The following is a 26,886-nucleotide window of genomic DNA, read 5'->3' on the forward strand; positions in this document are numbered from 1 at the left end:
CCAGGACCCTTTTATGAGCGACGATATTTACGAAATTCACGACCCGCGCTTTCGCAATTTGACCTTGCCCAACACCCAGCTTGAGCACCTGTACGATCAGTGCCGGTGGGCGGAAGGCCCGGTGTGGTTCAACGATGGCGGCTATTTGCTGTGGAGTGACATCCCCAACGAACGCATCTTGCGTTGGACACCGGAGCAGGGCGTATCGGTGTTCCGTCCGGCATCCAACTTCGCCAACGGCAACACCCGTGATCGACAAGGGCGGCTGGTGACCTGCCAGCACGGCACCCGCAGCGTCACCCGCACCGAGCCGGACGGCAGCATCACCGTGTTGGCGGATCAGTTTGAAGGCAAGCGACTTAACTCGCCTAATGACGTGGTGGTGCACAGTGACGGTGGCATCTGGTTCACCGACCCGACCTACGGCATTCTCAGTGATTACGAGGGTTATCAGGCAGAACCTGAGCAGCGCGGGCGCAATGTGTACCGCATTGACCCGCAGACGCTGGACATCGCCTGTGTGGCGGATGATTTTGAACAGCCCAATGGTCTGGCATTTTCCCCGGACGGGCAGACGTTGTACATCGCTGACTCGGCGCGCTCCCACGACCCGGACGCGGCCCACCATATCCGTGCGATTGAAGTGATTGACGGGTGCCGATTGGGTGCGTCGCGGGTGTTGGCCCATATCGAACCGGGCATCCCGGATGGGCTGCGGATCGACGTACAGGGCAACATCTGGACCAGCGCGGGGGATGGGATTCAGTGTTTCGACGCTGATGGTGTGTTGCTGGGCAAAATCAAATTGCCGGAGAAGGTGGCCAACCTGACCTTCGGCGGGCCTCGGCGTAACCGCCTGTTTATCGCGGCCAACACCTCGTTGTACATGATCCATGTGGCCGTGGCGGGCGCGCAGGTGCCTTGATCCAGCCCGCGCACATCTGTAGTCGCTGACGAGGAACGCAGGCTGCGATCGACTCAAGCCCGGCAATGAGGGCGTGCCTGACACACCGGATTGAATGGATTTACGACGGCTTCGCCGCCGATCGCAGCCTCGCGGAGCTCGTCAGCGGCTACAGGGATTTTTGCACGTCGTAAAACGCTCAACCCCCGGCAATGAGGGCGTGCCTGACATACCGGATTGAATGGTTTTACGACGGCTTCGCCGCCGATCGCAGCCTCGCAAAGCTCGTCAGCGGCTACAGGGATTTTGCGCGCTTCCAAGACCCGATAGCGTGTGAATGGCGGCGAGTACCCTGTTCAAAAGGCTAAATTTTAATCGTCCATTCAGACGTAGTTTGGCTCTAATTTCATCCCTAAAGTGTCTTTTGTCAGTAGTTGCCTGGGTGACAGGAACTCCCATTGCGCACGCTATTTGACCCACGTCATTAGCCTAATTGCGCGCCTGCGGGTGCCTCTGCTGTTCAGGAGAACGCACAGATGAGTGTTGAACGCTGGCAAACCGCGTGGCGCCAACTGATAGCGCCCGGTTCACCCTTTGAAGTGGTAACGCCGGATGACGGCGCTCCCCGCTTTTTCCGTCATGCCGCGCAGGATTTGCTTCAGGTGCTGGACGCCGGTCGGGTGCACGGCGATCGCGAGTTTCTGGTCTGGCAGTCACAACGCCTGACGTTCAATCAGTATTACGATCAGGTTGATCGACTCGCCGGACAAATGATCGCCCGGTTTGGCCTGCAACCCGGTGAGCGGGTGGCGATTGCCATGCGTAACCAACCCGCATGGCTGGTGGCCTTCGCCGCGATCCTGCGCTGTGGTGCGGTGTGCGTGCCGCTCAACAGCTGGGGGCTGGGCGATGAATTGCACTATGCGCTGCAAGACAGCGGTTCACGTCTGCTGCTGTGCGACGACGCGCGACTCACTCTCCTGCACGATGAACTGGACCGTGAGCAACGGGCCACGATTGTCGTCGGCACCGAGCATGCAATGCTCCCCGAATACTGTGCCCGTTACGAAGACCTGATCAGTGCGCCGAAAGCCTCGGTGCCTGCGCTGCAGATCAACCCGGACCTACCGGCGATGATCCTCTACACCTCCGGCACCACCCGTCGCGCCAAGGGCGCAGTGTCGAGCCATCGGGCTATTTGCCAGGCGCTGTTTGCGCTGGATTTTCAAGGCGCATTTTGCGCTGTTAGCTCCCCGGAGCGGATTAAGGTGGTGATGAACAGCGGCTTTGCGCCCACTACGCTGGCGGCGGTTCCACTGTTTCATGTGAGCGGTTTGCATGCGCAGTTCCTGTCGGCATTGCGGGTGGGACGCCGTTTGGTGCTGATGTACAAGTGGGATGTCGAGCGCGCTATCGATCTGATTCGCGATGAGCGTTGTACCCAGTTCAACGGCGCGCCAGTGATGATGCAGCAACTTCTGGCCGCGCCACGTTTTGGCGGGGAGCATACCGCCAGTCTCTTCGCGCTGGGGCTTGGGGGTGGCGCTTCGTCTGCCGGTGTGCTCGACGGCATGCTCAAGCGCAAACCCGATGTCATTGGCGGGGCCGGCTACGGGCTGACCGAAAGCAACGGCATTGGTGCGGTGATTGGTGGCGATCCTTTTGTGTACAAGCCAGCGACGGCGGGGTGGGCGCTGCCGATTGTGGAAATTCGCATAGGCGACAGCCCTGATCAGCAGCAGTTGGCGGATACTTGTGGAGTGATTTGGCTGCGCTCGCCGACGTTGATGAGCGCCTACTGGAATCTGCCCGAGGTCACGGCGCAAAGTCTGCGCGACGGTTGGCTCGACACTGGTGATATTGGCTACCTCGATGATGAAGGCTTTCTAAGCATCACCGGCCGAGTCAAAGAGTTGATCAACCGTGGGGGGGAGAAGATTTCAGCCGCTGAAATCGAAACCTGCATTCTCGATATGGCCGGTGTACTGGAGGCGGCAGCGTTCGCCATTGCCGATCCTTTAATGGGCGAAACGGTGGGGCTGGTCGTGTATGGCCAGGCATCGGCGCTGCCCCAGGAGGCGCAAGTCTGCGCATTTATCGCCGAGCGACTGGCCAGCTACAAAGTACCGGCGCGGGTCTACCGAGTGCTTGAGCCCTTGCCGCGCAATGCCACCGGCAAAGTGCTTAAAGCGCAACTGCAAGAAAGTCTGGGCGTATAACGTTTTTCGAGTCTTTGCGGGGGATGTCGGCGGCGGCAGAACACGCGCCCAAAAGCGTCTGCTGGCCGACCGTGATTGCCTTGTCGTTCAACGCCACATACAGCTTCTGATAATTACAACAACGAGAGGCCTGCCATGAACCTTAGCCCGATCCCGTCACCGTTCAGCCCTATAGATATTGGCCCACTGACCCTGAAAAACCGCTTTATCAAGTCCGCCACCAACGAGGGCATGAGTGCTCAAGGCGTGCCTTCCAAACAATTGGTCAAGCTGCACTCGGCGCTGGTCGCCGGGGGTGTCGCCCTGACCACCGTGGCTTATTGCGCGGTGAGCAGCGATGGCCGCACATTGCCCAACCAACTGACCCTGACTCAAGCCAGCCTGCCACACTTCAAGGCCTTGACTGACGGGGTCCACGAGAGCGGCGGGCTGGTCAGTGCGCAGATCACCCACGGTGGCTGCTTTACCTTTATTCGTGAGCGCTCGACCAAGCGTCCGCTGTCTGCCAGCGGTGGCTTCAACAAGATCGGTCTGATGAGCGGGATGTTCCTCAAACAGGCGATGGGCGAAGCCGACATGCAGCAAGTGGTGCGTGAATTCGCTCAAGGCGCACGCCTGGCACGTGAGGCGGGTTTTGATGCGGTGGAAATCCACATGGGCCACGGCTACCTGCTCAGCCAGTTTATTTCGCCGATGTACAACAAACGTCGCGACCTGTACGGCGGCAGCCTGGAGAACCGCTTGCGCTTTCCGCGCCGGGTGCTGCGGGCGGTGCTGGATGCGGTTGGCCGGGACATGGCGGTGATCTGCAAATACAGCGTCACTGAAGGTGTGCGTGCCGGTAACAGCGCTGAAGACGGGGCGAAGATCGCCGCCATGCTGGAACAGGAGGGTGCGCACCTGCTGGTGCTCAGCGCCGGGATGAACGCAGAGTCGATCACGACCATGTTCGGTTCCTCGTTCCCCAAGGAAAATCGCGTTCAGCAGAAGAACAAGTTGATTGCCTTTGCGATGGCCATCCAGCGACGCAAAGAGCCGACCGTGGCATTCCGTGAGCTGTATCTGCTGGAACATGCGCGCAAGGTACGGGCGGCGGTGAACATGCCTTTGGCGTATCTGGGCGGTGCCAAGAGCATGGCGAGTATTGAAACACTCATGGCTGAGGGCTTCGATCTGGTCGCCATGGGCCGGGTATTGCTGGCCGAAAATGACTACGTCAACAAGCTCGCCAGTGGCGTCAGCCGCGACTCGATCTGTACAGCCTGCAACCGTTGCGTGGCGATGATGTACACCCCCGGCGGAACCTCCTGTGTACTGGGCCAGCCCGGCGATGCAACGCTCAACAGTCAGCAGGCCGCGGGGCGCTGAGATCAGGGCAGTCAGGCCAGTAGGAGCCTGCGCAGCGATTAACCCGGCATCAATGCCGGGTTAATCGTTCCCGGCAGTGGGGAAGACATGGAGTGCGCTGCCATCTGCATGGCCAGATCCTGCGCCAGTTGTTGTGCGTGTACACGAAGTTCGGGTGCCGCGATGGCTTCCCAGTAACGGGCCTTGAGCATAGGCCCGACGTACCAGAGACCTGCTATGGCATTGCCTTGGGCGTTGGTTAGCTGATGCCGATCATTGACGTTCAGGCCCAGGCCGCACGGATCGGGCGCCATCAGACGGTCCCGAGTCAATTGCTGAAGCAGGGGCTGGGAGTCCGGGCCGATGGCCATGCTGGGTCCGGTGCAATTGATGATGGCTGCCACGCTCAGCGCTTGCGTCGGTGTTTGCCCGCGAGGTTTGAATTCCAACGCCAGCCTGTCATGGCGGGTCTTGCGCACCGCCAGCAGCCTTGCGGCCAGCACCTCTACCGTTCCTGCGGCAAGCAGCGACTGCAGCCGTTCGGCCGCCAGCGGGGCGAGCCGGTGACGGTGAATATCCCAGAAGGGTACAGCATGGCGCAAAAAGCGCTGGCGCTCGGCCAACGGCATCCCCTGCCAGAGCTGCGGGGTGTGGGAGCGAAGCTGGTTGAGCACGTCGCGCCAATCGAGGCCCCTGCGAATCTGGCGAGCCACTTCCCGGCGCAGTCGGTGCATCAGATCCCGTGTGCGCAGAGGCGATTCGCCAAAAGCGTCGGGGCTCAGCACGACGGGTGCAGGGGGCAGGTTGAGCCGATGGGCCGCGGGTAAAAGCCCGCGACGTGAAGCCATCCACACCGCGCTGGGTCGCACCCGTTGCGACAGGTGCAAGAGCACGTCCACTGCGGTATGACCTGTTCCCAAAATCAGAATGGGTACACCACTGGGCAGGCGATTCATGCGCTCAAAATCCCATGCATCAATGATCAAATCGCGTTCCATTGGCCCGAGCGGTATCGGAAAGCGTGGCAATTGATGCCCCAAGGCCAGGACCACGTGCTGGGCAGTCAGGTATTGGCCAGATGAGAGTTTGACCTTAAAGCCCTTTGTCTCGGACAGTGCCCGCACCTCACACACCTCGGCCACCGTCGTATGTAACCGTCCGGGGTGTGCGGCCATGGCGTCTGTCAGGCAGTGTTCCAGATAGTCTCCGTAACAGCGTCGCGGCATAAAGCTGCCCGCACTGACTGAGGGGTCGATGCGCTGGCAAAACTCCACGAAGTGCGAGGGGGCATTGGCAAACGCGCTCATGTTGCCGGCGGGCACATTAAGCAGTAGGTCGTTGTTGTCATGGTCGCGGTAAGCCAAGCCACGCCCCAGCGCGGGTGTGGGGTTGAGCAGGGTTATGGAGACACGTTGCTGCACCGTGTAACGCAGCAGATTAATCGCCGTGAGCGTGCCGCTGAGCCCGCCCCCGACAATGATCACTGAAGTCGAATCGTTGGCCATTTTCAATCGCGCTCCTGTTTTTGTTTTTTCCTGGCGCCTGCACGGCCAGATGGCCAGACGGACATCGTGTGCGCGCCTGCCAAAGGCGACATCCCTGTCGCCTTGAATGAATCAGCAGGGCAGAAAGTGACCGCCATTGACGTCCAGTTGCGCGCCGGTAATGGCTTTGGCGTAGTCACTGGCCAGGAACAGCGCGGCCACGGCGCAGTCGGCGTCATCGGGGATCTTGCGCAAGGCAATCTGCTGGGCAACCTGGTCAACCAGCGACTCCATCGGCACGCCCAGACGCTTGGCTTCGTGCTGGAAGTAACCCATGACCGGCGCGCCCCACATCCAGCCCATGAAGGTGGAGTTGACGCGGATGCCGAACGGGCCAAGATCCTGTGCCAGGTACTGCACGGCCGTTTTCAACGCGCCCTTGGACACGGCATAGCCGGACTCCAGCTGGTTGGGCGTGCGGGTGGCCATGGTGTTGATCATGACAATGCTGCCCGACTTCTGTTTCTTCATCTGCGCCAGCACGGCCTGAGTCATGTGCATGGTGCCGAACAAATTGACGTCCATCGCTTTGCGCCAGTCGTCCATGGACGACTCGGAGGAACTGCCCCAGGCGCCATGGGCGTAGGCAGAGTTGATCAACACGTCGATCTGACCGAAGTGCTCGATCGTCAGGTCGGCGAGCGTTTGGCACTGTTCGGCTTGCGCGATGTCGGTGGGCACTTTCAACACCGGGGTGCTGTAGCCGGCGTCGCGGATGGCCTGTTCAGCCTGATCCAGTTTGGCGGGTGTGCGTGTGGCCAACACCACGGCCCTGGCCTGATACTCCGCGGCCCGTACGGCCAGCTTGATGCCCAGGCCTGGGCCGATACCGGAGATGATGACGACTTTATCTTTCAGCAACATGGCGATGTCCTTTTTATTGTTTTGGTCTGGATCGGTGGTTCAGCTGCGGCTGGCGTGCAGGGCTTCGGCACGATGTTTGAGGTCGAGGGCCATTTGGTCGAAGCCGATTTTTACCCAGGCACCGTGTTCACGCATGATCGTGTCCTGGTTAAGGCCCAGAAAAATATCCGTGGTGAAATAGCGGCAGCGGTTGGTGTCGATGGCCGTGATGTATTGATCGCGGCGGGCGGCGTCCATGTTTTCCGGGACGGGGCGTTGCTCCCAGGACAGCAGCTGCTCGGGGTCGCAGGCCACGAGGTACTCGAACACCGGAACGGTCTCGCCGGTATCGGGGGTCAGCACCTGCATGTGTACCTCGTCGCCGATCTGCAGACCGCACTGAATGCGCGGACAGAAGCTGTTCCACTGGTGGTAGTTGTCCAGATCAGTGAGCACTTCCCACACCACCCGCGCGGGGGCGTTTATGTCCACCGTGTGGGAGGTCACTATGTTTTCGGCTCTGGCCATGACGGTCTCCTGTTGTGCATTCAGTTGATGGGTCTGGAGGTGATCTGCAGCTGTTCGCTCAAGGGCTGGATCGTTTCGAGCAAGGTTTCGTAGCCCGTTTCGGCGATCATCCAGCGCTCGCCGCGCTTGATGTAGCGATCCTGATAGATCGCACTGCCGTGCAGGTGAGTGTTGTCCTCAAGGTTGATAAACACGTAGCTCAGGTACCAGAGGGCCGACGCCGTGTCGCCATTGACTTCGATTTCCGGGGTGTGACCGTTGTGGGTGGCCAGACGGGTCTTGGTGAACGAGGTGCGGTAGAAGTCCAGCGCATCGGTCAGGCCATTGACCTGAAATTCATAGGCCGGGCTTTTGAACGACAGCGCGACGTCTTCGCTGAGCATGGCTTGCAGCATCTCGATATTGCAGGTGTCGATGGCACGAAAGTAGCGCGCCTTGAGCTGCTTGATCAGCTCGATTGCTTCTAGGTCCAACATGACAAGCCTCCTTGTGGGCTACTCAGGCACTGAGCTGGTACTCGCTGGTGAGGATGCAGTCGAGCTTTTCAAAGTCGATGAACTTGCTCGTCGATTCGTACATGGCCTGCTGGCGCTGCGCGCAGGTGTCCGGGTCGCCCAGAGCGGCGAAGAACCCTTGCGGATTGCCGATGGCCTGCGGCGGAAAGTTTTCCTCGACAATCCCGTGCAGCACCGGCGCACCGTAAGTGAGCGCCCGCACCACGGTGTTCTGCCGGTAACCGAAGATTGATTGCAAGGGGTAGGCCTTCGGCCCGTGGCTATTGCGCCAGGTGTCGTACCAATGTTCGTAGCTCATGCGATCTGGCTTGTGCAGCAGCGCCACCTGATTCATCCCCGGTGTGCGCTCACCAACCGGGACGCGGTAATGGGCGACACGCGACGTGCGCTCCTCGGGGTAGGGCTCGGACTCCAGCACCAGATACGCCTCCAGGCGACTGGTGAAAGGTGTCACAAGCGCCTTGATCGAAGGCCATTGCGAGGCACTGTCCAGCCACAGCGAGAGCACACCGTCCAGCGGCACGGCGCTATTGGTAATGCGATGTGCGGACGCGCCAGCCACGTCCTCATCCACCACCATGACGCGCAGGGTGCGCGCACCGGCGCTGAGCAGAGTCTCACCTAGGTCGAGTAATGCCCGGCGCCATTGCTCGACGCTGTGCTGTGACGGTTTCCACAGGGTCAACATGATTTTTTCCATGAATCCTCCAACCTGCTTTAGTGGTGGGCGCTCAAATGACGGGCGCGATATTCCTTGTAGTCCTCAGTCATCTGCGCCTCGTTCAAACCGAAGCGCTCCAGGCTGTAGTCGTGGCTGGCCCGTTTTTCCCGGCCGTTTTGCCCCAGCCATTTCTGCGCGTCGGCGCGGGCCTTGTAGGTAAACGGCAGATTGGCGAAGGCGTAGATCTTTTCCAGCACGGCCATCGGCTGGTTCACGGTGTCGGCAAAGTGGATGTCGAGGAAACGTTCGGCAGGCTGCTGGTCGCGGACCTGCAGGGTGTGGCGGATGCCACGCGCCATGCGACTGTTCCACTGTTCTCCGGCGGCTTTGGGGTCCGGGTTGTCGCTGTACATCTGCCACAAGGTGTGGGCCATGCTGGCCATTGACGGGATGGTCTGCGCCGGTTCGCGGTGGGTCAAAATCACCTGCGCCTTCGGGAAAACATCCAGCAGCAGGTGCAGGGTGTGCAGGTGTTGCGGGGCTTTGAGCAGCCAGCGTTGGCCTGCGGGTTCACCCCGTTGGGCTTTTTGCCATTGCAGGAACTGCAGCATTTTTTTCAGCTGGGTATAGACCGGCCGCTGATCTTGCTGATCCAGCCAGCGGGTATAGCTGGGCACGTTGACGTAGGCGTCCATGGCGCACATGAACGAGTGTTCCATGAGCATGAACTCTTCATCGCAGAGCATGGCATCCAGCGGGTGGATGGCGAGGATCTGCGGAATGACCTGGGCCATCAATTCGACTTCGGCCTTGGCCTGAGCGATGCGTTTGGCCGGTACGGCCAGAGTTTCATCGGCCAGCGGGGCAGGGAAGCGCGTCTCCCACCACGCCGCCGAGTGAAATCGCGGGTCAACCGCCAGCGTGCGTTGCAGCATGGTGGTGCCGGTGCGTGGCAGGCCGACGATGACCAGCGGATCGTCGATTTCAATCTGGGTGATGTGCGGGTAGCGGACAAGGTAGTCTTCGATCACCAGACGATTGACCAGTTGCCCCACCAGTCTTTCCTGCAGCATTTGCAGGCCCGTACTCGACAGCCCGGCCTCGGTCGACAGGGCATCGAGCAGCGCCTGCAAGGACTCGCGATAGTTGTCATCGCCAAAATGGCTGAGGCCGTTGGTGCGCGCGATGGCGCTGGCCAACAGGCTGTCGACGGTCAACTCTTCATTCAGGGCATGCGCGTTCATAGGGCCTCCGCAATGGCAGATACTTTTACGACGTGGGTGTTGGGTGGCATTGTTCCTGAGCACCGACCCAGCGCAGGCACATCGTGCCTTGGCGTATGCCAGCGGTTTGCAGCCAGTTACTGGCCCCTGGATCCTGCTCGCTGAGCACCAGGGTCACGCCGCCGTTGTCGTCGTAGTGGGCTTGGTGTTTGTTGAAGCAGATCTGGTGGTAGCGGTAGTCCAGCGACTCCATCCAGTAGTTATTGATCTGCAGGTTCCAGAAGTCGCACTCCGGCACTTTGTCGATGTGGATGACCAAGGCTTCGTCTTGCGCCAGTGCCCAATGCGAGTGGTAGTAAAAAATGTTCGGGTCGCCGCCCACTGCCTGACACAAAGCCTGATTGGCCGGTGGCAGCTGATTGCTGTGGGGCAGGTAACTTTGGCTCCAGTCGGCAAACAGCTTTGCGGTGTTCTCCACGAAACTGGATACCCGCGCCAGACCTTGCTGGAACGTCGCCGGATCCAGGGCCTGGGGTTTGGAGTCGGTACCGATGCGCTCAATGCTCAGCTTGGCCGGTGCTTCAACTCGCCGGTCGAGGAACGTCTGGCGCACGATCAGGGCGTTGGTGGCGTCCTCCATTTTCAACCAGTTGCCCGTTTTCGGCTCACGGCTGAGGATGATTTCGAAGTTGCCCTGAGCATCGACCTGTAGCTGGCTGGCATCGATGAAGCCGGTTTGGGTGAGGGTTCCGTCGGTTTCATAGCCGCCCTTTTGGGTGCCGAAACTCAGGTAAGCGACGCTGGCGCGCTGACCTTTGATGCGATAGTCCAGCGTGCCGTCCAAGCGCGAGTACTCGTAGAGGTTGTCCGGGTTGTCGGCGCCGATTTTCGCGGTCTCGTGGGAGGTTTTGAAGAAGCTGGGAAACGCCGGATCGGCAAACTCAATGTGCATTTCCAGGCCAATGCGCAGCAGGCGCGTAAGGTAGCGAAAACCTTCGGCGCGGGTGGCTGCATCGGCCGGCGCTTCGGGGCGCAGAATCTGCTCGCCGCAGCGCTTGAGGTGATCGCAAAACGTGGACCAGGTCTGGCCACTTAACAGTTGTTGTTCGTCAATCGAGCTGATTGTCATTGTTAGACGCTCTTGATGAGTTGAACCCGGATCCTCAAGGCCTGCGCACAGGCTTGCGAAGCGGATTTTTCGGCCCACAACAGGGCCATTGTTTTATTCGCCTCGCGTCGTCCTTGCCGACTGATCGAGGCGATCGTTAAACACCCGGCGAACCGGGCGATGGGGCTAGAACTCTTTACTGATGATGCCGCGCGCGGTGAGCACGTCGATGATGTGATCCACGGCTTTGTGCGGCGTCAGCTCGCCGGTCTTGATGTGAATGTCCGGCGTGGTCGGCACCTCGTAAGGAGAGTCGATGCCGGTGAAGTTCTTCAACTCGCCACGCCGGACTTTCTTGTACAGACCCTTGGGATCGCGCTCCTCGGCCACGGCCAGTGGCGTGTCGACGAAGATCTCGATGAACTCGCCTTCCTGCAGCAGTCTGCGCGCCATCTCACGCTCGGCACGGAAGGGTGAGATAAAGGCCGTCAACACAATCATCCCGGCATCCACGAACAACTTGGACACTTCGGCTACTCGGCGGATGTTCTCCACCCGGTCGGCATCCGTGAAGCCCAGGTCGCGGTTCAGGCCGTGGCGCACGTTGTCACCGTCGAGCAGGTAGGTGTGCCGTCCGCGGGCGTACAGGCGGGTTTCCAGCAGGTTGGCGATGGCCGACTTGCCGGCACCGGACAACCCGGTGAACCACAGCAGTACGGGCTGCTGGCCCATCTGTTCGGCGCGCGCTTTCTTGCTCACATCCACGTGCTGCATATGGATGTTCTGCGAACGACGCAGGGCGAACTCGATCAGGCCCGCACCGACGGTGGCGTTGCTCATGCGATCAATAAGAATGAAGCTGCCGGTTTCGCGGTTGTCCTTGTAGGCATCGAAGGCGATCTGCTGACTGGTAAAGAGGTTGCACACGCCGATCTCGTTCAGTGCCAGCTCTTTGGCCGCCAAGTGCTCCATGGTGTTGACGTTGACCTTGTACTTGGGCACCGACAAGGTCACGGACAAGGTTTTGCCGCCGATTTTCATCAAGTAAGGGCGACCGGCGAGCATGGGTTGCTCATGCATCCAGATCAGGCTGATCTGGAACTGGTCGGCCACGCTGGTCGGGTCTTGTGCAGTGGACAGTACATCGCCTCGACTGCAATCGACTTCGTCGCTCAGGGTCAGGGTGATGGACTGTCCGGCCACCGCTTGTTGCAAGTCACCGTCGAGGGTGACGATGCGTGAGATATGGCTCTCTTGGCCGCCCGGCAGCACACGCACGCGATCACCGGGCCGAATCACGCCGCTGGCGATGGTGCCGGTGAAACCACGGAAGTCCAGGTTGGGGCGGTTGACCCATTGCACCGGCATGCGGAACGACAGTTTCTGCTGGTGTGCCTCATCGATCTCGACCGTTTCCAGATAACCCATCAGCGTGGTGCCGCGATACCAGGGCATGTGTTCGCTTTGTTCAGTGATGTTCTCACCGCGTAGGGCGGACATCGGGATAGCGGTGAAATCCTGCAGGCCGATCTGCTTGGCGAAGGCGCGGTAGTCGTCGACGATGGCGTTGAAGACTTTCTCCGAATAGTCCATCAGGTCCATCTTGTTGACCGCCAGTACCACCTTGCGAATGCCGAGCAGTGAGGCCAAATAACTGTGGCGCCGGGATTGAGTGAGCACGCCGCGTCGGGCATCGATCATCACCACGGCCACGTCAGCCGTGGACGCGCCAGTGACCATGTTGCGGGTGTACTGCTCGTGCCCTGGGGTGTCGGCAACGATGAACTTGCGCCGGTCAGTGGAGAAAAAACGGTAGGCCACGTCGATGGTGATGCCTTGTTCACGCTCGGCGGCCAGGCCGTCCACCAACAGGGCGAAGTCCAGTTCGCCACCTTGGGTGCCGACTTTTTTCGAGTCAGCCTCCAGCGCTTCCATCTGGTCTTCAAAGAGCATTTTCGAATCGTAGAGCAGGCGCCCGATCAGGGTGCTCTTGCCATCGTCCACACTGCCGCAGGTCAGGAAGCGCAGCAGGCTCTTGTGCTCGTGGGCCTTGAGGTACTGCTCGATGTCCTCGGCAATCAGGTCAGATACGTGTGCCATTAGAAATACCCCTCTTGTTTTTTCTTCTCCATCGACGCGGCCGAGTCGTGGTCGATCATTCGTCCCTGACGCTCGGATGTACGGGTCAGCAGCATTTCCTGAATGATCTTGGGCAGGGTGTCGGCTTCGGACTCGACGGCACCGGTGAGCGGGTAGCAGCCGAGGGTGCGAAAGCGCACATTGCGCACCATCGGCACTTCACCGGGGTTGAGGGGCATGCGCTCGTCATCGACCATGATCAGCATTCCGTCGCGCTCGACCACCGGGCGCGGCGCGGCGAAGTACAGCGGTACGATCGGGATGTTTTCCAGATGGATGTACTGCCAGATGTCCAGTTCGGTCCAGTTGGACAGGGGGAACACGCGAATCGACTCACCCTTGTGTTTGCGGGTGTTGTACAGGTGCCAGAGCTCCGGGCGCTGGTTCTTTGGGTCCCAACGGTGCTGGTCGGAGCGGAAGGAAAAAATCCGCTCCTTGGCCCGGGATTTCTCCTCGTCGCGGCGTGCGCCGCCGAATGCCGCGTCGAAGCCGTAGTGATCCAGCGCCTGCTTCAGACCTTCGGTCTTCATGATGTCGGTGTGGATTTGCGACCCGTGCTTGAAAGGGCTGATGCCCATTTCAATGCCTTCGGGGTTGGTGTGGGTCAACAGTTCCACGTTCAGTTTGGCCACCATCTGATCGCGGAAGCGATACATCTCCTGGAATTTCCAGGTGGTATCGACATGCAGCAAAGGGAAGGGCGGCTTGGCCGGGTAGAAGGCCTTCATGGCCAGGTGCAACATGACCGCGCTGTCCTTGCCGATGGAGTAGAGCATGACCGGGTTGTCGGATTCGGCGACAACCTCGCGCATGGCCTGGATGCTTTCAGCTTCCAGTCGTTGCAGGTGGGTAAGCGTCATAGATCGTCCTTTCGCTTTTTGTTGTTGTCGCTTATCAACGTACAACTGCCGCGGTTCGGACTTATGCGCGACTTGATGTTTTAACATCAGGCGCAACATCTGCAGCATGGGGTTACGCGGCAGGGTGCAGGCGTCATCGGTCACGGTGTCGAGGCCATTGTCCTGGCTGATGCGCTCAGCTTGCTGGCTGATGTGGGTCGCCAACTCACGGGCACCGCTGAGCATTGCGCTGGCTTGCGGCAAGTGAAACAGCAGCAGCCGGTCGGCGTGCTCGCCGGCCCAGGTGATAAAGGCGGCCGCGCGTTGCCAGTGCATGCCCGAGAGCAGAGCGAACACCTTGCGTTCGGCGCAGCGATGCAGGCGGTCGAAGAACGCCACCAGATGGGGCGCGCGCAGCCCGTCTTCGTAGGGCATCCACATCACCTTGCCGCGATTGCTGACCGCGCGCAGGACGCCATAACTGAGTTTGCCCTGATCGTTAGGCGCACCGTAGTCGTCGATCCAGAGGATCTCGCCGTTCTGCGTGCGTGCCTGTTCAAGAATGTGTTCGTAGGTGCTGGCGTACCAGCGCTGCACGGCCGATGAAGCCTTGGCGACCCGTTTGGCCGGGCGTTCGGCATTGAGCTGCCAGCGTTGCAAATAATGGGCGGCGGTACGTTCGGGCAGGTCGATAGCATGCAGCTGTTTGACCAGTGCCTGCATCGCCTCCAGATGCCAGAGCGGGAATGGCAGTTGGTGGCGCTCCGGCAATGTGCTGACCAGCAACAGGTACACATGCTTCTCCTGCTCGGCCGAGAGCGTGCGGCCCTCACCTTGCTTGCGCCCGCGGTCGCGTACCGGCACGGCACTCCAGCCGCCCGCCTGCCAGGCCTTGTAGGCGGCAATGATGGTGGGTGATGAAAGCCCGGTGTCCAGGCTGATGGCTTTGAGGGTGCTGCCACCAATGCGCAACTGCACAGCGCGCAGACGCAGGGTGTTGATTTGTGGAACAGAGAGCTGATTGCCGTGAGACACAGGAACTCCTGTTAAACATCCAGTTGCTTATTGGTCTTGTTGTGGATGGCTGTACTGTTCGCTGATCTGAAAAACGGTGCATAGGCCGTATGGACCATACGAAGAACAAAAACAGGAGAAACCCATGAACGCGTCAATGGCTGTTCTGCTTGAAGACGTCATCGGTATTGCTCGCGCAGCGGGCGAACGGGTGATGGAGGTATACCGCTCGGATTTCGAGGTGCGCGGCAAGGTCGATGCCTCCCCGGTGACCGAAGCTGACGAGCGCGCCGAGACCTTGATTCTGCAAGCCTTGGCGGCGCGCACCCCGCAGATTCCGGTGATTTCGGAAGAAGCCGCTGCGGCGGGTCAGGTGCCCGAAGTGCATGAGCGTTTCTGGCTAGTGGACCCGCTGGATGGCACCAAGGAATTTATCAATCGCAACGGTGAGTTCACCGTCAATATCGCCCTGATCGATAACGGCGAACCGGTGCTGGGCGTCGTGCTGGCGCCTGCACTGGAGCGTTTGTTTGCGGGGGCTCGTGATTGCGGCGCCTTTATCGAACAAGGCGGACAGCGTTTGGCCATTCAGTGTCGAGCGGTGCCAGACGAGGGGCTGGACGTGGTTGCCAGCCGCTCCCATGGTGATGCCGAGGCGCTGGATGCCTTCCTCGACGGGCGCAAGGTACGCTCTGTGAAAAGTGCTGGTTCATCGCTGAAGATTTGCCTGGTGGCTGCTGGCGAGGCCGACCTTTATCCACGTCTTGGGCGCACCATGGAGTGGGACATCGCCGCGGGTCATGCGGTGTTGGTCGCTGCTGGCGGACAGGTGTTTACGTTGACCGGAGAGGGTCTTCGTTATGGCAAGCCCGGCCTGGACAACCCGCATTTTTACGCTCGCGGACTGTAGTCGCTGACGAGGAACGAAGGCTGCGAGCGGCGATGGTGGTGTGCCTGACACTCCGCGTTGAAGGGTTTTACGAAGGCTTCGCCGCCGATCGCAGCCTCGCGGAGCTCGTCAGCTGCTACAAGGATTTTTGCTGCCCGTAGCAGTTGACGAGTAGTGCGAGGCTACGTTCGACGATGCAATCGTCGCAAAAGCTCAACTCGGGCATGGGGGGGGGCCTGATGCATTTACGACGGCTTCCCCGCCGATCGCAGCCTCGCAGAGCTCGTCAGCGGGGGTACGTCAAGCCGATGTACTGACCATCGACCCCGAACTGTTGCCGCCTTGGGCCAATACGGCCTGCAACAAGGCCGCCGTCGCCGTTTGCAACGCTGCCGCCGTGGCGGTGATTTGCGCTTGAGCACCAGCAATCGCCGCTGCCTTCGCGTCCGCGTTTTGTTCGCTGGACTGGATGCGCTGCAGCGCCTGCTGCTGTTGCTGAAGCTGTTTTTGCAATTGGGCTATCTGCTTTTTCAGCTGTTTTACGATATCGGAACTGTCATCGCTGCTTTCGGCAGTAGCACCCGATGTCGCCTTGGTATTGATCTTCTGCGGCTGCTCCGTCACTCCCGTCTCACTCACCGCAGCGTTGTCCGCGGCTTTAGGCGTTACCCCCGCAATATTGATGCTGGCTCCAAGGCTTGGGATGCTGCTGACCATGGCGTTTGTCCTTTAAACCTTAAGTTGTTCAAGGCCATCGGCAGGCGAGCAAAGGTCTTTAGGCTCAAGTCGCATTTAAAACCTCATGTAGGACATATCCTTATTCTCTAACGGTATTTAAATTAATTTTCTTATATCTATAAAGTCACTCCCCTGCGTACAGGTCGACCAATCGACGCGCCGCACGAAATGAACGAACACGGGACCTCCGTGAGTTTCTGATCGATTAGCGCGCCATTGGGCGTGCTCTGCGTGGGAGTGTTTTATGTCTGCACCGTCGGCTTCTGCGATTGCTCCGAGCATCGCCCCTCAGTCTTTTCACATTCGTCCCTTCAGCGGTGCCGTAGGCGCTGAAATCATTGGGCTTGACCTGGCTTTGCCAGTCAACGATGAGGACTTCGCGCGTATTCATCGCGCCCACCTTGAGCACCATGTGGTGGTGTTCCGTGATCAGCGCATCACGCCAGAACAACAAATCGCATTTAGCCGCCGTTTCGGTGTATTGCAAATCCATGTGCTCAAACAGTTCCTGCTGACAGGCCACCCGGAAATTCTCATCGTCTCGAATGTGATCGAGAACGGCCAAGCCATCGGCCTCGGTGACGCGGGTAAGTTCTGGCACTCGGACTTGTCCTATAAAGAGCTGCCCAGTCTGGGTTCCATGCTGCATGCCCAAGAGCTGCCCGCCGAAGGCGGCGATACGTTGTTTGCCGACATGCATCACGCCTGGGACACCCTGCCGCAAGCCTTACGCCAAGCAGTCGAAGGCCGCTCGGCAGCGCATTCCTATACCGCGCGTTACAGCGAAACCAAATTCGAAGGCAATTGGCGCCCGACTCTCACCCCGGAACAACTGGCGCAGGTCCACGAAGTGGTGCATCCGGTCGTACGCACCCACCCGGAAAATGGGCGCAAGGCGTTGTTTGTCAGTGAAGGCTTCACCACCCGCATCATCGGCCTGCCTGACGACGAAAGCCGTGAGTTGCTGGCTCAGCTCTACGCCCACAGCGTGCGCCCGGAAAATAGCTATCGGCATCAATGGCAACCCCATGATCTGGTGTTTTGGGATAACCGTTCGTTGATCCACCTCGCGGCCGGTTGCCCCAGCCATCTGCGCCGCACGCTCTACCGCACCACCATTCAAGGCGACGCGCCTTACTGATCCGCCACGCTTTGGCTATTTCAAGGAACACTCATGGCTCTATCAATAAAAACGCTGGCCGCCAGTCTTGGTATCAGTTTGCTTGCCAGCTCTTTTCTGGCGCCGAATCTGGCTCATGCCGAAGGCGAGATTCGTATCGCGGAACAGTTCGGCATTGTTTATCTGTTGCTCAATGTGGTGCGCGATCAACAGCTGATCGAGAAACACGGCAAGGAGGAGGGCATCGACATCAAGGTGGACTGGACGCAGTTGTCCGGCGGCGCGGCGATCAACGATGCCTTGCTCTCCGGTTCGATTGATATTGCCGGTGCCGGGGTGGGCCCGCTGCTGACGATTTGGGACCGAACCCACGGTCGGCAAAACATCAAGGCTGTGGCGTCGTTGGGCAACTTTCCGTACTACCTCGTGAGCAATAACCCGCATGTCAAAACCATTGCCGACATCACTGATAAGGACCGTATTGCCGTTCCGGCCGTCGGCGTGTCGGTGCAGTCGCGTTTTCTTCAATACGCGGCGGCCAAGCAGTGGGGCAACAAGGAATTCAATCGACTGGACAAGTACACCCTCGCGCTGCCGCACCCTGATGCCACGGCGGCACTGATTGCGGGCGGTACTGAATTGAGCGGGCATTTTTCCAATCCGCCGTTTCAGGATCAGGCGTTGAAGAACCCCAACGTGCATGTGGTGCTCGACAGCTACGACCTGCTCGGCCCCAACTCACCGACGGTGCTGTTTGCCACCGAGAAATTTCGCAACGACAACCCTAAAACCTATAAAGCCTTCACCGAAGCGCTGGCCGAAGCGGCCGAATTTGCCCAACACGACAAAGGCGCCGCAGCCGATACCTATATCCGCGTGACCAAAGCCAACATCGACCGCGACGAGCTGTTGAAAATCATCGACAACCCGCAGTACGAATTCACCGTGACGCCGAAAAACACTTACCCGCTGGCTGAATTCATGTACCGCATCGGCGCGATCAAACACAAACCCGAGTCCTGGAAGGATTATTTCTTTCAGGACGCAAAACCATTGCAGGGGAGCTGATCACCATGAACGCTTCTGTGCAAGGCCACACGGCCAGCCACTTGAATACAACAGGGCCTGCCTTGTTGTCGGTTGATAACGTCAGCCTCGAATACCGCACGCCGCAACGTGTGGTGCGGGCTACCCATCAGGTCAGTTTCGAAATTGACCCGGCGGACCGTTTTATCCTGTTGGGCCCTTCCGGGTGCGGCAAGTCCACTTTGCTCAAGGCAGTGGCCGGTTTTCACCCGCCCTGTGAAGGGCAGATCAGCTTGCAGGGCCAAACCGTAACGGCACCGGGACCAGACCGCATGGTGGTGTTTCAGGAGTTCGATCAACTGCCGCCCTGGAAGACCGTCAAGCAGAACGTCATGTTCCCGCTAGTAGCTTCAAAAACCCTGCCTCGGCGCGAGGCTGAAGAGCGGGCGCTGCATTATCTGGAGAAGGTGGGGTTGGCAGCGTTTGCCGACGCCTACCCGCACACGCTGTCGGGTGGTATGAAAGCCCGCGTGGCCATCGCGCGTGCGCTGGCCATGCAGCCCAAAATCCTGTTGATGGACGAACCCTTCGCCGCCCTCGACGCCCTGACCCGGCGCAAGATGCAGGAGGAGTTGCTGCTGCTGTGGGAGGAGGTGCGCTTCACGTTGTTGTTCGTCACCCATTCCATCGAAGAAGCCTTGGTGGTGGGCAATCGCATCCTGCTGTTGTCACCCCATCCGGGCCGCGTACGGGCCGAGATCAACAGCCATCAATACAACCTGCACAGCCTGGGTGGTCTGGAATTTCAGCACACGGCGCGGCGCATTCATCGGTTGCTGTTTGATGAGGCTGACACCGCAAACCCGGAACACGCCCTGAATTTTGCCGATATTCGTATTGCTTATTGAGCCCTGGAGGATTGCCCGATGAGCCCATCATCATCTGTACGCGCGGAATACGAAGTGCACCTTGAACCGCTGGTGTCCGTGCCACTGGAACGCGAACTGCCCCTTGGGCAACGCTTATGGCAACAAGGCTGGTTGCGCAAAAGCCTGATATTGGTGGTGCTGGCCGTGCTCTGGGAAGTGGTGGCGCGGGTGCAGAACAACGACTTGTTGCTGCCCAGCTTTGTGCAAACGGCCAGCGCGCTGTTTGACGGCCTGATCAGCGGCGAATTGCTGAGTAAGGTCGGTATTTCGTTAGTGGTGCTGCTCAAGGGCTACCTGATCGGCATTGTGCTGGCCTTTGCCTTGACCACGTTGGCGGTGTCGACCCAATTGGGACGCGACCTGTTGAGCACCTTGACCTCGATGTTCAACCCGCTGCCGGCCATCGCGTTATTACCACTGGCGCTGTTGTGGTTTGGACTTGGGCAAAACAGCCTGATTTTTGTGTTGGTGCATTCGGTGTTATGGGCGCTGGCGCTCAACACCTATGCAGGTTTTCTCGGGGTCTCGGAAACCCTGCGCATGGCCGGGCGCAATTACGGCCTGAAGGGTATTCGTTTTGTGTTGTTTATCCTGATTCCCGCGGCGCTGCCGTCGATTCTCGCCGGGTTGAAAATCGGTTGGGCTTTCGCCTGGCGCACCTTGATCGCCGCCGAGCTGGTGTTTGGCGCCACCAGCGGCAAAGGCGGGCTGGGTTGGTACATCTTTCAGAACCGTAACGAGTTGTACACCGACAAGGTATTTGCCGGGCTGGCGGTGGTGATTCTGATTGGCTTGTTGGTGGAGAACCTGGTGTTTGACACGCTGGAGCGTGTGACGGTGAAGCGCTGGGGCATGCAGCGCTGACTCGATTGAGTGCCACCCGGCAGGTTCCAAACATTTGAATCCTGAGGTGAGCCTGTTCTAAACAAATACGCAAACAGCGGTTACAGTGGTCCTCAAAAACAGGCACAAACGTGAGGACAACACTATGGCTTTGGTCAGTGATGTACAACTTGCCTGCTCGCGCTTGGCGGCGCACGGCTGGCACTCACTCCTGCTCCAACATGGCTTGGACATTACTGCGGCTGACTTGCAGCAGGAATTGATCAAACCATTGTCCGTTGACCGAACCCTCAAGGGCTTCGAAGACTTTTCTCCCGAAGGGGAGCGCGGTATCGAAGCCGGCAAGCCTGCAGAGAGTTTGCTGTATCACGCGTTTGCGTCGCCTAACGTGCTGAGCGCCGTGGATGGTAGCCAACTGACGGCGTTCCCTTCAGCCCTTGAAATTGAGCAGATACTGAATTTCGTCTACGGGATCAACCCGCCCAGCGTGGAGACCTTGAGTGCATACGCGGGGTCAGCACCATTGGCTATAGTCGTGTTCGCCTATGAGTATCGGCCACGCCCGGAAACTGTCCATAAAACTCAGGCAGACCTGTGTTTCTCCCGCACCGGCGTGGCCCGAACAGGCACCGCACCCGCTTTGTATGATGCCGCACGGCGTGGCTTTCTGCCCTTTGTAGAGACCGATGCACAGCAGATGCGGGCCATTCCGGCCCGATATGGCGCGTACATTGCCATGCAAAAAAAAGGCGATAGCGCAAGCTTCGGTCCCATGAGTTTTCAGTCACCCACTGACGAGAATTTGAGTTTTTGGGTGCCTATCCACAAATTATTCGAGGGTAAGGAGTGCTTGCTGGGCCTGGACTTGACAGTGCATCTGGAGAACTACCAGATCAATGAGAAAATCCGCCAAGTGCACATGTTGTACAAAGGCACAGGGTGGCAAGAGCCTGACATTCTGAATGATCCATTTGTTATTACCGAAGGTTTGTGTCATTGGGCTAACTCCACTGACGTGGGTGCTGGACTTCTGGTGCCCAATGCCAAGGAGCGATTGGTTGAGCTGGCCTACTATCAGGGTCAACCCTTGTCATTTACGATGCCGGCGGGTACGGGTGGGCTCGTGCATGGCCGCCATCGACTCCGAGACGACGGCTCTATCGAAGATCTGAATAACGTTGAAGGTGTTGATGCGATCGTTAAAGCAGGCGGCTATCGCACGCTGCACTATCAGGATGCAATGGCAGACGGCTGGGTCCTGGCGCGTTGTCCAGCATTGGAGTCATACGGCATGGACAGGGACAGCGTCGCGGCCTATTCGATCATAGGTGCTCCCGACTTCTTCCCGCTGTGTGGGCAACGCGAACTGAAGGCGTGGTCAAGTGATCCAGCTGTTTTCCCTTGTCCGACGCCGCCGTGCCCCGAGGTGTGGCACACACGTGTCAATCCATTGTCGGACGTTCGTTTCCCGATCAACCCGACGCTGAAGGGCAATTATTTTGCCGATGATGATCTTGGCGCTACGGCGATTGTCTCCTTGGCGCGTGTTGAACCAGTCGGTGAACCGGTATTGAACGCTCCTGAAATCGCCTTGGCGCAACGCCAGTCCTGTTTGCCCGACTTCGCCAGTGGCGTGTTTGGCCCCGGCTGGGAAGTGGGCCGCGGCTTGGTCGATAAACCTTTTGCCAACGTGCTCAATGGTTACATGCTCGCCAGTCCCTTTACAGAAGATGCGCGGATTTGCGCAGCGTTGGGTTCCTACTGGCCTGGTGTGGCACCTGATTCAACCCGTACATTTGAACCGCGTAAGGTGGCGTCTTCGGTCATTCCTCTGACAGACGCCGAGATAGGTTTAACGGATGCGCCCTCATGGGACGGCCTCAAAGGTCCTGTTTTGGCTGAATTTGAAGGACGTCAGGTCGTTCAGTACCAAGCCTACGAATACAGTGATTACACGTCGGCAGCATTGAATCAACAGCTGTCACTGGCTGTCACGGGGCATACCACTACTCAGCAATATCACCAGCGCGTCCTGGCCATGCATCGCGCTTATCAAGCGCTGGGAGCAACCGAAAAGGCGGAGAAAAGTCAGTGGTCGGTGCTGTCCTTTCTGATCGTGCAACAGCCTGATGAGCAACTGGAGGATGCCGAGCAAGAGGCAGGGCATCGTCTGGAGGGCGAGGTGATGTACATGTTTCTCTACAAGCACGGTTCAATCAGCACGCCAGCGGATGATTTCAAACGTCGTTATGTGGACATTGATGCGCGAGTGCAAATGTATGTCAGCCAGAGCGCCCTGTTAGTCAAAGAAGACGACTCGCTGTGGCACTTACATGATGAATCAATATGATGTAGTCGTTGTTGGGGCAGGGCCAGCGGGCTGTGCGACTGCTATCGCGTGCGCGCAACGTGGCATGCACGTGGCACTGCTCGAACGCGATTCGTTCCCGCGACACCGTCCCGGCGAAACCTTGCATCCGGCCATTGAGCCGCTGCTCGGCCAGCTGGGGATGCAGCACGAACTGAGCAAACTCTCTTGTTTACGGCATTCAGGGCACTGGGTGCATTGGGACGCAGCGCCGCGCTTTGTCGCCTTCGGTGGTGATGCCGCTGGCCCTTGGCGAGGCTTCCAGATTGAGCGAGCAGTTTTAGATGCTCGACTCATGAACAGAGCACGGGCTTTGGGGGTACAGATTATCCAGCCTTGTGCCAGTCCAACGATCATTCATCAAGGCAACCGGGTCGTCGGAGTCAGCGTAGGGCCAGAACGGTTTCTGACAGCCTGTGTTGTCGATGCATCGGGAGGGCACAGATGGCTCAGTCGACTATGGCCGATCCAGTGGCAAGCCTTTTCACCGCGACTGATTGCTCGCTACGGTTATTACCAGAGCGAGTTCGAACGGGTCCATGACACGCCACGGCTTATTGCGGTCAATGATGGTTGGCAATGGATCGCTCGCGTCGACGCTCACCACCTACACTGGACAACCCTGAATTTTGACGCAAACAGCAGGCCTATAGCCGCGGCGCCCGATACGCTCAAGCACTTGACGCCGGTTGGCCCGGTGCGCGGTGCAGATGTGTCCTGGCGCCTGTCCAAGGCTCCCATGGGGCCCGGCTACATACTGGTCGGTGATGCTGCGGCGATAGCGGATCCCGCATCGTCCCACGGCGTGCTTAAAGCGCTGATGTCCGGCATGCAAGCGGCCCAGGCCATTGCCGACTGCCTGGCCTGGCCTCGTGGCGAGCACGTTGTGCACCAGCATTTCAACGCCTGGTTGCACAATCAGTTCAATGCGGACATTGATGCGCTGCGTCAGTTCTACCGCGTGCATCCTTGCCCGCCGATGTGGGTCTGATCAATGGCGTCAGTCACTGGACGGGCCTTTACACCGCCGGGCGGGTGTGGGGCTTGATCTGCGGGCTGGCGTATTGCGGTTTGAGCGCGCCCTGATTGTCGAGCAACCAGGCATCCATCACTTTACGCACCACTGGGCCCGCCACCCGGCCTCCCGCTTCGCCGTTTTCAATCATCACCGAAATCACGATCTGCGGGTCTTCTGCCGGGGCAAAGCCAACAAACAGGGCGTTGTCGCGATTACGCTCGGCAGTCTTGAGCCGGTTGTAACGTTCGCCTTGTTTGATTGCCACCACCTGCGCCGTACCACTCTTACCGGCGATGCGGTATTGCGCACCCGTGGCAGAGGCTCTGGCAATACCGCGCGGGTCATGCATCACCAACTGCATGGCATGGTTGACCTGATCCCATTCCTTGGGATCGTGCAGCACGATATTGGCGATCGGGTGTTCGTCTACCGGGGGCGTGCCGTCAATGGTTCTGGCCAAATGCGGTCGATTCCACACGCCTTTGTTGGCGATCAATGCGGTGGCCTGCGCCAGTTGCAAGGGCGTGACCTGCATGTAGCCCTGACCAATGCCCAGAATCACCGTTTCACCGGGGAACCAGGCCTGACGGCGGGTGCTGCGCTTCCAGTCACGTGAGGGCATCAAGCCGGATGACTCCTCGAACATGTCCAGCGAGACTTTTTGCCCGACGCCAAACATCGACATGTAATCGTGCATGCGATCAATGCCCAGTTTTGAGGCCAGGTCATAAAAGTAGGTGTCATTGGAACGCATGATGGCGGCGTTCAGGTCGACCCAGCCGTCGCCGCTGTGGTTCCAGTTGCGGTATTTGTGATCAACGTTGGGCAATTGGAAGTAGCCGGGGTCGAACACCCGCGTCGAGGCGGAAATAACGCCGCTGTCGAGACCGGCAATCGCCACTTCCGGCTTGATGGTCGAGCCGGGTGCATACAGGCCGCGTAAAGCCCGGTTAAACAGCGGTTTATCGAGAGAATCGCGCAGCCCCGAATAGTCCTTGGAGCTGATGCCGGTCACAAACAGGTTGGGGTCAAAGCTGGGCTTGCTGACCATCGCCAGCACTTCACCGGTTTTGGGGTCCAGCGCGATGATTGAACCGCGACGATCGCCCAGGGCTTCTTCGGCGGCTTCTTGCAGTTTGATGTCGAGGCTGAGCACGATATTTTTACCGGCCACGGCGTCCGTGTGGCGTAGCACGCGCATCACGCGGCCTTGTGCATTGGTCTCGACTTCTTCAAAACCGACCGTGCCGTGCAATTGCGGTTCGTAAAAACGCTCGATGCCGGTTTTACCAATCGACTGGGTGCCCCGGTATTGCGTCGGGTCGAGTTGTTTGGCTTCTTTTTCGTTGATTCGCCCGACGTACCCCACGGAATGGGCGAAATGATCACCCTGCGGGTAATGGCGGACAAATTGGGCGTCCACATCAATGCCCGGCAGGCGGTATTGATTAACCGCCAGCAGGGCAATTTGCTCTTCGCTCAATTCGTACAGCAGGGTCGACGGGTCAAAAGGATGGCGCGCCTGCTTCATGGCTTTGGCGAACACGGCCCGGTCTTCTTCGGGCAAGTGCAGAATACTGATCACCGAGTCCAGCACTTTGGCGGTATCGCCCGCCCGCTCGCGGGTGATGGTCATGTTGAAGCTGGGCTGATTATCGGCCAGCAACACGCCATTGCGATCATAGATAAACCCGCGTTCCGGCGGGATGGGCAGCACGTGTACCCGGTTGTTCTCGGACACCGTTGAGTTGTAGGCGAACTCGGTTACTTGCAGAAAGTACATGCGCCCGACCAGCGCACAACTGATGGCCAGCACCAGCGCGGCGCAGGCGATCAGCCTTTTGTTGACCAGCCGCTTTTCGGAGTCGTGATCTTTTAGAGGGATCGGCTCGGGCATATCAGGGGTGTCTCACGTCAGAAAACTGAAAGCAGCAGCCCGCAGATCGTTAGCGGGCTACGAAAGTCGGCGCACACCTTACCAAGAAGGCCGAGGGCGAGTCAGATTATTGGTCGCGTGCAAGATGAAAGCCGACAGGCTGCCGAGGTGTAAACTCGCGTCTTTTTTAAATTGAATGGACAGGACCTGCATGTTGCCCTTGATCGATTGGCAGCCACGCGCCGCGCTGCAACGCTTGCACTTTGACTGGTTGCAACGGGCCGGTGTCGAGGTGGCGGTGTTGCGTCTTGATCAGATTGACCCGCTGATCAGTGGCAACAAGTGGTTCAAGCTCACCGAACACCTGTTGGCCGCGCACGCGTGCGGTGCGCAGGGGCTGATCAGTCTGGGCGGGGCGCACTCCAACCATTTGCATGCCTTGGCCGCTGCGGGCAAGCGTTTTGGCTTCCCCACCGTTGGCCTCTTACGTGGCCATGCCCAACACACCCCGACCACCCGCGACCTCGAACGTTTCGGCATGCAGTTGCACTGGCTAGGGTTTGCCGGTTACCGGGCGCGGCATGAGGCTGGTTTCTGGCAACCGTGGCACGCGCGCTACCCGGCGTTTCATCCCGTCCCGGAAGGGGGCGGCGGGCTGGCCGGTGCGCTGGGCTGCAAGACGCTGGTCGGACAGGTGCGGGAGCAGTTGGGTGACGTGGGCTGGGACGATTATGACGGTTGGTGGCTGGCCGCCGGAACCGGCACCACGCTGGCCGGTTTGCTGTTGGCTGAAGCGCCACAGCGCACGGTGTATGGCGCGCTGGCCGTGCCCGAGGATCATGGTGTGGCGCCGCAGGTGGACGCAATTTTGCAGGCGGCCGGGCACTCGCAAAGCACCCTTGAACTGATCGACGCCAGTCGCGGTGGCTTTGCCCGAGTGGATGACACATTAATGGGGTTTATCCATGACAGCGAAACCGCCAGCGGGCTGCTGCTGGAGCCGCTGTATACCGGCAAAGCGCTATTGGCTCTCAAACAAGCGGTAGAAGCCGGGCGCTTCGCCACAGGTCAGCGTCTGGTGTTCGTTCACACCGGAGGGTTGCAAGGCCGCCGGGGGTTTGAAAGCGAGGCTTGATGAGCTTCGCTGGCGGTCGTTCGTCAGACATTTTGTCTGGGATCGACACACTTGTGGTGA

General features: G+C 59.2%; 22 protein-coding genes. 11 read left to right on the top strand and 11 right to left on the bottom strand.

Annotated features, from left to right (window positions below):
- Positions 1–13 precede the first annotated feature (13 nt).
- The 3 genes from GHN86_RS15160 (at position 14) to GHN86_RS15170 (ending at position 4,491) form a co-directional block, all read left to right on the top strand.
- A complete protein-coding gene (locus GHN86_RS15160; RefSeq protein ID WP_153381147.1) occupies positions 14–925 on the top strand; it encodes an SMP-30/gluconolactonase/LRE family protein in 912 nt (303 codons plus the stop codon).
- A 515-nt stretch (positions 926–1,440) separates the two neighbouring features.
- Positions 1,441–3,123, top strand: a complete 1,683-nt coding sequence (locus GHN86_RS15165) for a class I adenylate-forming enzyme family protein (protein ID WP_153386869.1) — start codon at positions 1,441–1,443, stop codon at positions 3,121–3,123.
- 135 nt (positions 3,124–3,258) lie between these two features.
- Positions 3,259–4,491, top strand: a complete 1,233-nt coding sequence (locus GHN86_RS15170) for an NADH:flavin oxidoreductase (RefSeq protein WP_153381143.1) — start codon at positions 3,259–3,261, stop codon at positions 4,489–4,491.
- Between the two features lie 38 nt (positions 4,492–4,529).
- Here the strand turns inward: GHN86_RS15170 and GHN86_RS15175 are convergent, their stop codons facing one another.
- The 9 genes from GHN86_RS15175 to cysD all read right to left on the bottom strand — a co-directional run bounded on the left by GHN86_RS15175 (position 4,530) and on the right by cysD (position 14,593).
- On the bottom strand, positions 4,530–5,975 hold the full coding sequence (locus GHN86_RS15175) for an FAD/NAD(P)-binding protein (protein ID WP_153381141.1): 1,446 nt from the start codon (positions 5,973–5,975) through the stop codon (positions 4,530–4,532).
- Between the two features lie 111 nt (positions 5,976–6,086).
- Complete coding sequence (locus tag GHN86_RS15180; RefSeq protein WP_153381139.1) at positions 6,087–6,878, bottom strand: SDR family oxidoreductase; 792 nt, start codon at positions 6,876–6,878, stop codon at positions 6,087–6,089.
- A 39-nt stretch (positions 6,879–6,917) separates the two neighbouring features.
- Positions 6,918–7,385 carry an SRPBCC domain-containing protein gene (locus tag GHN86_RS15185; RefSeq protein ID WP_153381137.1) on the bottom strand — a complete coding sequence of 156 codons (468 nt, stop codon included), beginning with the start codon at positions 7,383–7,385 and terminating at the stop codon, positions 6,918–6,920.
- 20 nt (positions 7,386–7,405) lie between these two features.
- A complete protein-coding gene (locus GHN86_RS15190) occupies positions 7,406–7,861 on the bottom strand; it encodes a nuclear transport factor 2 family protein (RefSeq protein WP_153381135.1) in 456 nt (151 codons plus the stop codon).
- A gap of 22 nt (positions 7,862–7,883) precedes the next feature.
- Complete coding sequence (locus GHN86_RS15195) at positions 7,884–8,588, bottom strand: EthD domain-containing protein (RefSeq protein WP_228389622.1); 705 nt, start codon at positions 8,586–8,588, stop codon at positions 7,884–7,886.
- A 29-nt stretch (positions 8,589–8,617) separates the two neighbouring features.
- Positions 8,618–9,805, bottom strand: a complete 1,188-nt coding sequence (locus GHN86_RS15200) for a sulfotransferase family protein (RefSeq protein ID WP_153381131.1) — start codon at positions 9,803–9,805, stop codon at positions 8,618–8,620.
- Positions 9,806–9,830: 25 nt separating this feature from the next.
- Entirely contained in the window at positions 9,831–10,913 is a 1,083-nt protein-coding gene (locus GHN86_RS15205; protein WP_153386871.1) for a DUF1214 domain-containing protein, read from the bottom strand.
- Between the two features lie 165 nt (positions 10,914–11,078).
- Entirely contained in the window at positions 11,079–12,992 is a 1,914-nt protein-coding gene (gene cysN, locus GHN86_RS15210) for a sulfate adenylyltransferase subunit CysN (protein WP_153381127.1), read from the bottom strand.
- Complete coding sequence (gene cysD, locus GHN86_RS23975) at positions 12,992–14,593, bottom strand: sulfate adenylyltransferase subunit CysD (RefSeq protein WP_323369981.1); 1,602 nt, start codon at positions 14,591–14,593, stop codon at positions 12,992–12,994. The genes cysN and cysD overlap by 1 nt, the downstream gene beginning before the upstream one ends.
- Before the next feature lie 436 nt (positions 14,594–15,029).
- Between cysD and cysQ the strand changes: the two genes are divergently transcribed.
- Positions 15,030–15,794 carry a 3'(2'),5'-bisphosphate nucleotidase CysQ gene (gene cysQ / locus GHN86_RS15220; RefSeq protein ID WP_153381125.1) on the top strand — a complete coding sequence of 255 codons (765 nt, stop codon included), beginning with the start codon at positions 15,030–15,032 and terminating at the stop codon, positions 15,792–15,794.
- 279 nt (positions 15,795–16,073) lie between these two features.
- Here the strand turns inward: cysQ and GHN86_RS15225 are convergent, their stop codons facing one another.
- On the bottom strand, positions 16,074–16,490 hold the full coding sequence (locus GHN86_RS15225) for a hypothetical protein (RefSeq protein WP_153381123.1): 417 nt from the start codon (positions 16,488–16,490) through the stop codon (positions 16,074–16,076).
- Positions 16,491–16,755: 265 nt separating this feature from the next.
- Between GHN86_RS15225 and GHN86_RS15230 the strand changes: the two genes are divergently transcribed.
- The 6 genes from GHN86_RS15230 (at position 16,756) to GHN86_RS15255 (ending at position 23,788) form a co-directional block, all read left to right on the top strand.
- A complete protein-coding gene (locus GHN86_RS15230) occupies positions 16,756–17,652 on the top strand; it encodes a TauD/TfdA dioxygenase family protein (RefSeq protein ID WP_153381121.1) in 897 nt (298 codons plus the stop codon).
- Positions 17,653–17,685: 33 nt separating this feature from the next.
- Positions 17,686–18,699: an ABC transporter substrate-binding protein gene (locus GHN86_RS15235; RefSeq protein ID WP_153381120.1), complete on the top strand. Its 1,014-nt coding sequence runs from the start codon at positions 17,686–17,688 to the stop codon at positions 18,697–18,699.
- Positions 18,700–18,704: 5 nt separating this feature from the next.
- Positions 18,705–19,565 carry an ABC transporter ATP-binding protein gene (locus GHN86_RS15240; protein ID WP_153381118.1) on the top strand — a complete coding sequence of 287 codons (861 nt, stop codon included), beginning with the start codon at positions 18,705–18,707 and terminating at the stop codon, positions 19,563–19,565.
- Between the two features lie 18 nt (positions 19,566–19,583).
- Positions 19,584–20,450: an ABC transporter permease gene (locus GHN86_RS15245; protein ID WP_153381116.1), complete on the top strand. Its 867-nt coding sequence runs from the start codon at positions 19,584–19,586 to the stop codon at positions 20,448–20,450.
- Positions 20,451–20,574: 124 nt separating this feature from the next.
- A complete protein-coding gene (locus tag GHN86_RS15250) occupies positions 20,575–22,779 on the top strand; it encodes a hypothetical protein (protein ID WP_153381113.1) in 2,205 nt (734 codons plus the stop codon).
- Positions 22,766–23,788: an NAD(P)/FAD-dependent oxidoreductase gene (locus GHN86_RS15255; protein ID WP_153386877.1), complete on the top strand. Its 1,023-nt coding sequence runs from the start codon at positions 22,766–22,768 to the stop codon at positions 23,786–23,788. Before GHN86_RS15250 ends, GHN86_RS15255 begins: the two co-directional genes overlap by 14 nt.
- A gap of 28 nt (positions 23,789–23,816) precedes the next feature.
- Here the strand turns inward: GHN86_RS15255 and mrdA are convergent, their stop codons facing one another.
- Positions 23,817–25,712 (bottom strand): penicillin-binding protein 2, encoded by a 1,896-nt coding sequence (mrdA, locus tag GHN86_RS15260; RefSeq protein ID WP_153381111.1) that lies wholly within the window; start codon positions 25,710–25,712, stop codon positions 23,817–23,819.
- A gap of 190 nt (positions 25,713–25,902) precedes the next feature.
- Here mrdA and GHN86_RS15265 point away from each other — a divergent pair, with 190 nt between their 5' ends.
- Positions 25,903–26,826 (top strand): 1-aminocyclopropane-1-carboxylate deaminase/D-cysteine desulfhydrase, encoded by a 924-nt coding sequence (locus GHN86_RS15265; protein WP_153386873.1) that lies wholly within the window; start codon positions 25,903–25,905, stop codon positions 26,824–26,826.
- Positions 26,827–26,886: the final 60 nt, after the last annotated feature.

The organism is Pseudomonas helleri, assembly GCF_009600315.1.
Taxonomy (GTDB): domain Bacteria; phylum Pseudomonadota; class Gammaproteobacteria; order Pseudomonadales; family Pseudomonadaceae; genus Aquipseudomonas; species Aquipseudomonas helleri_A.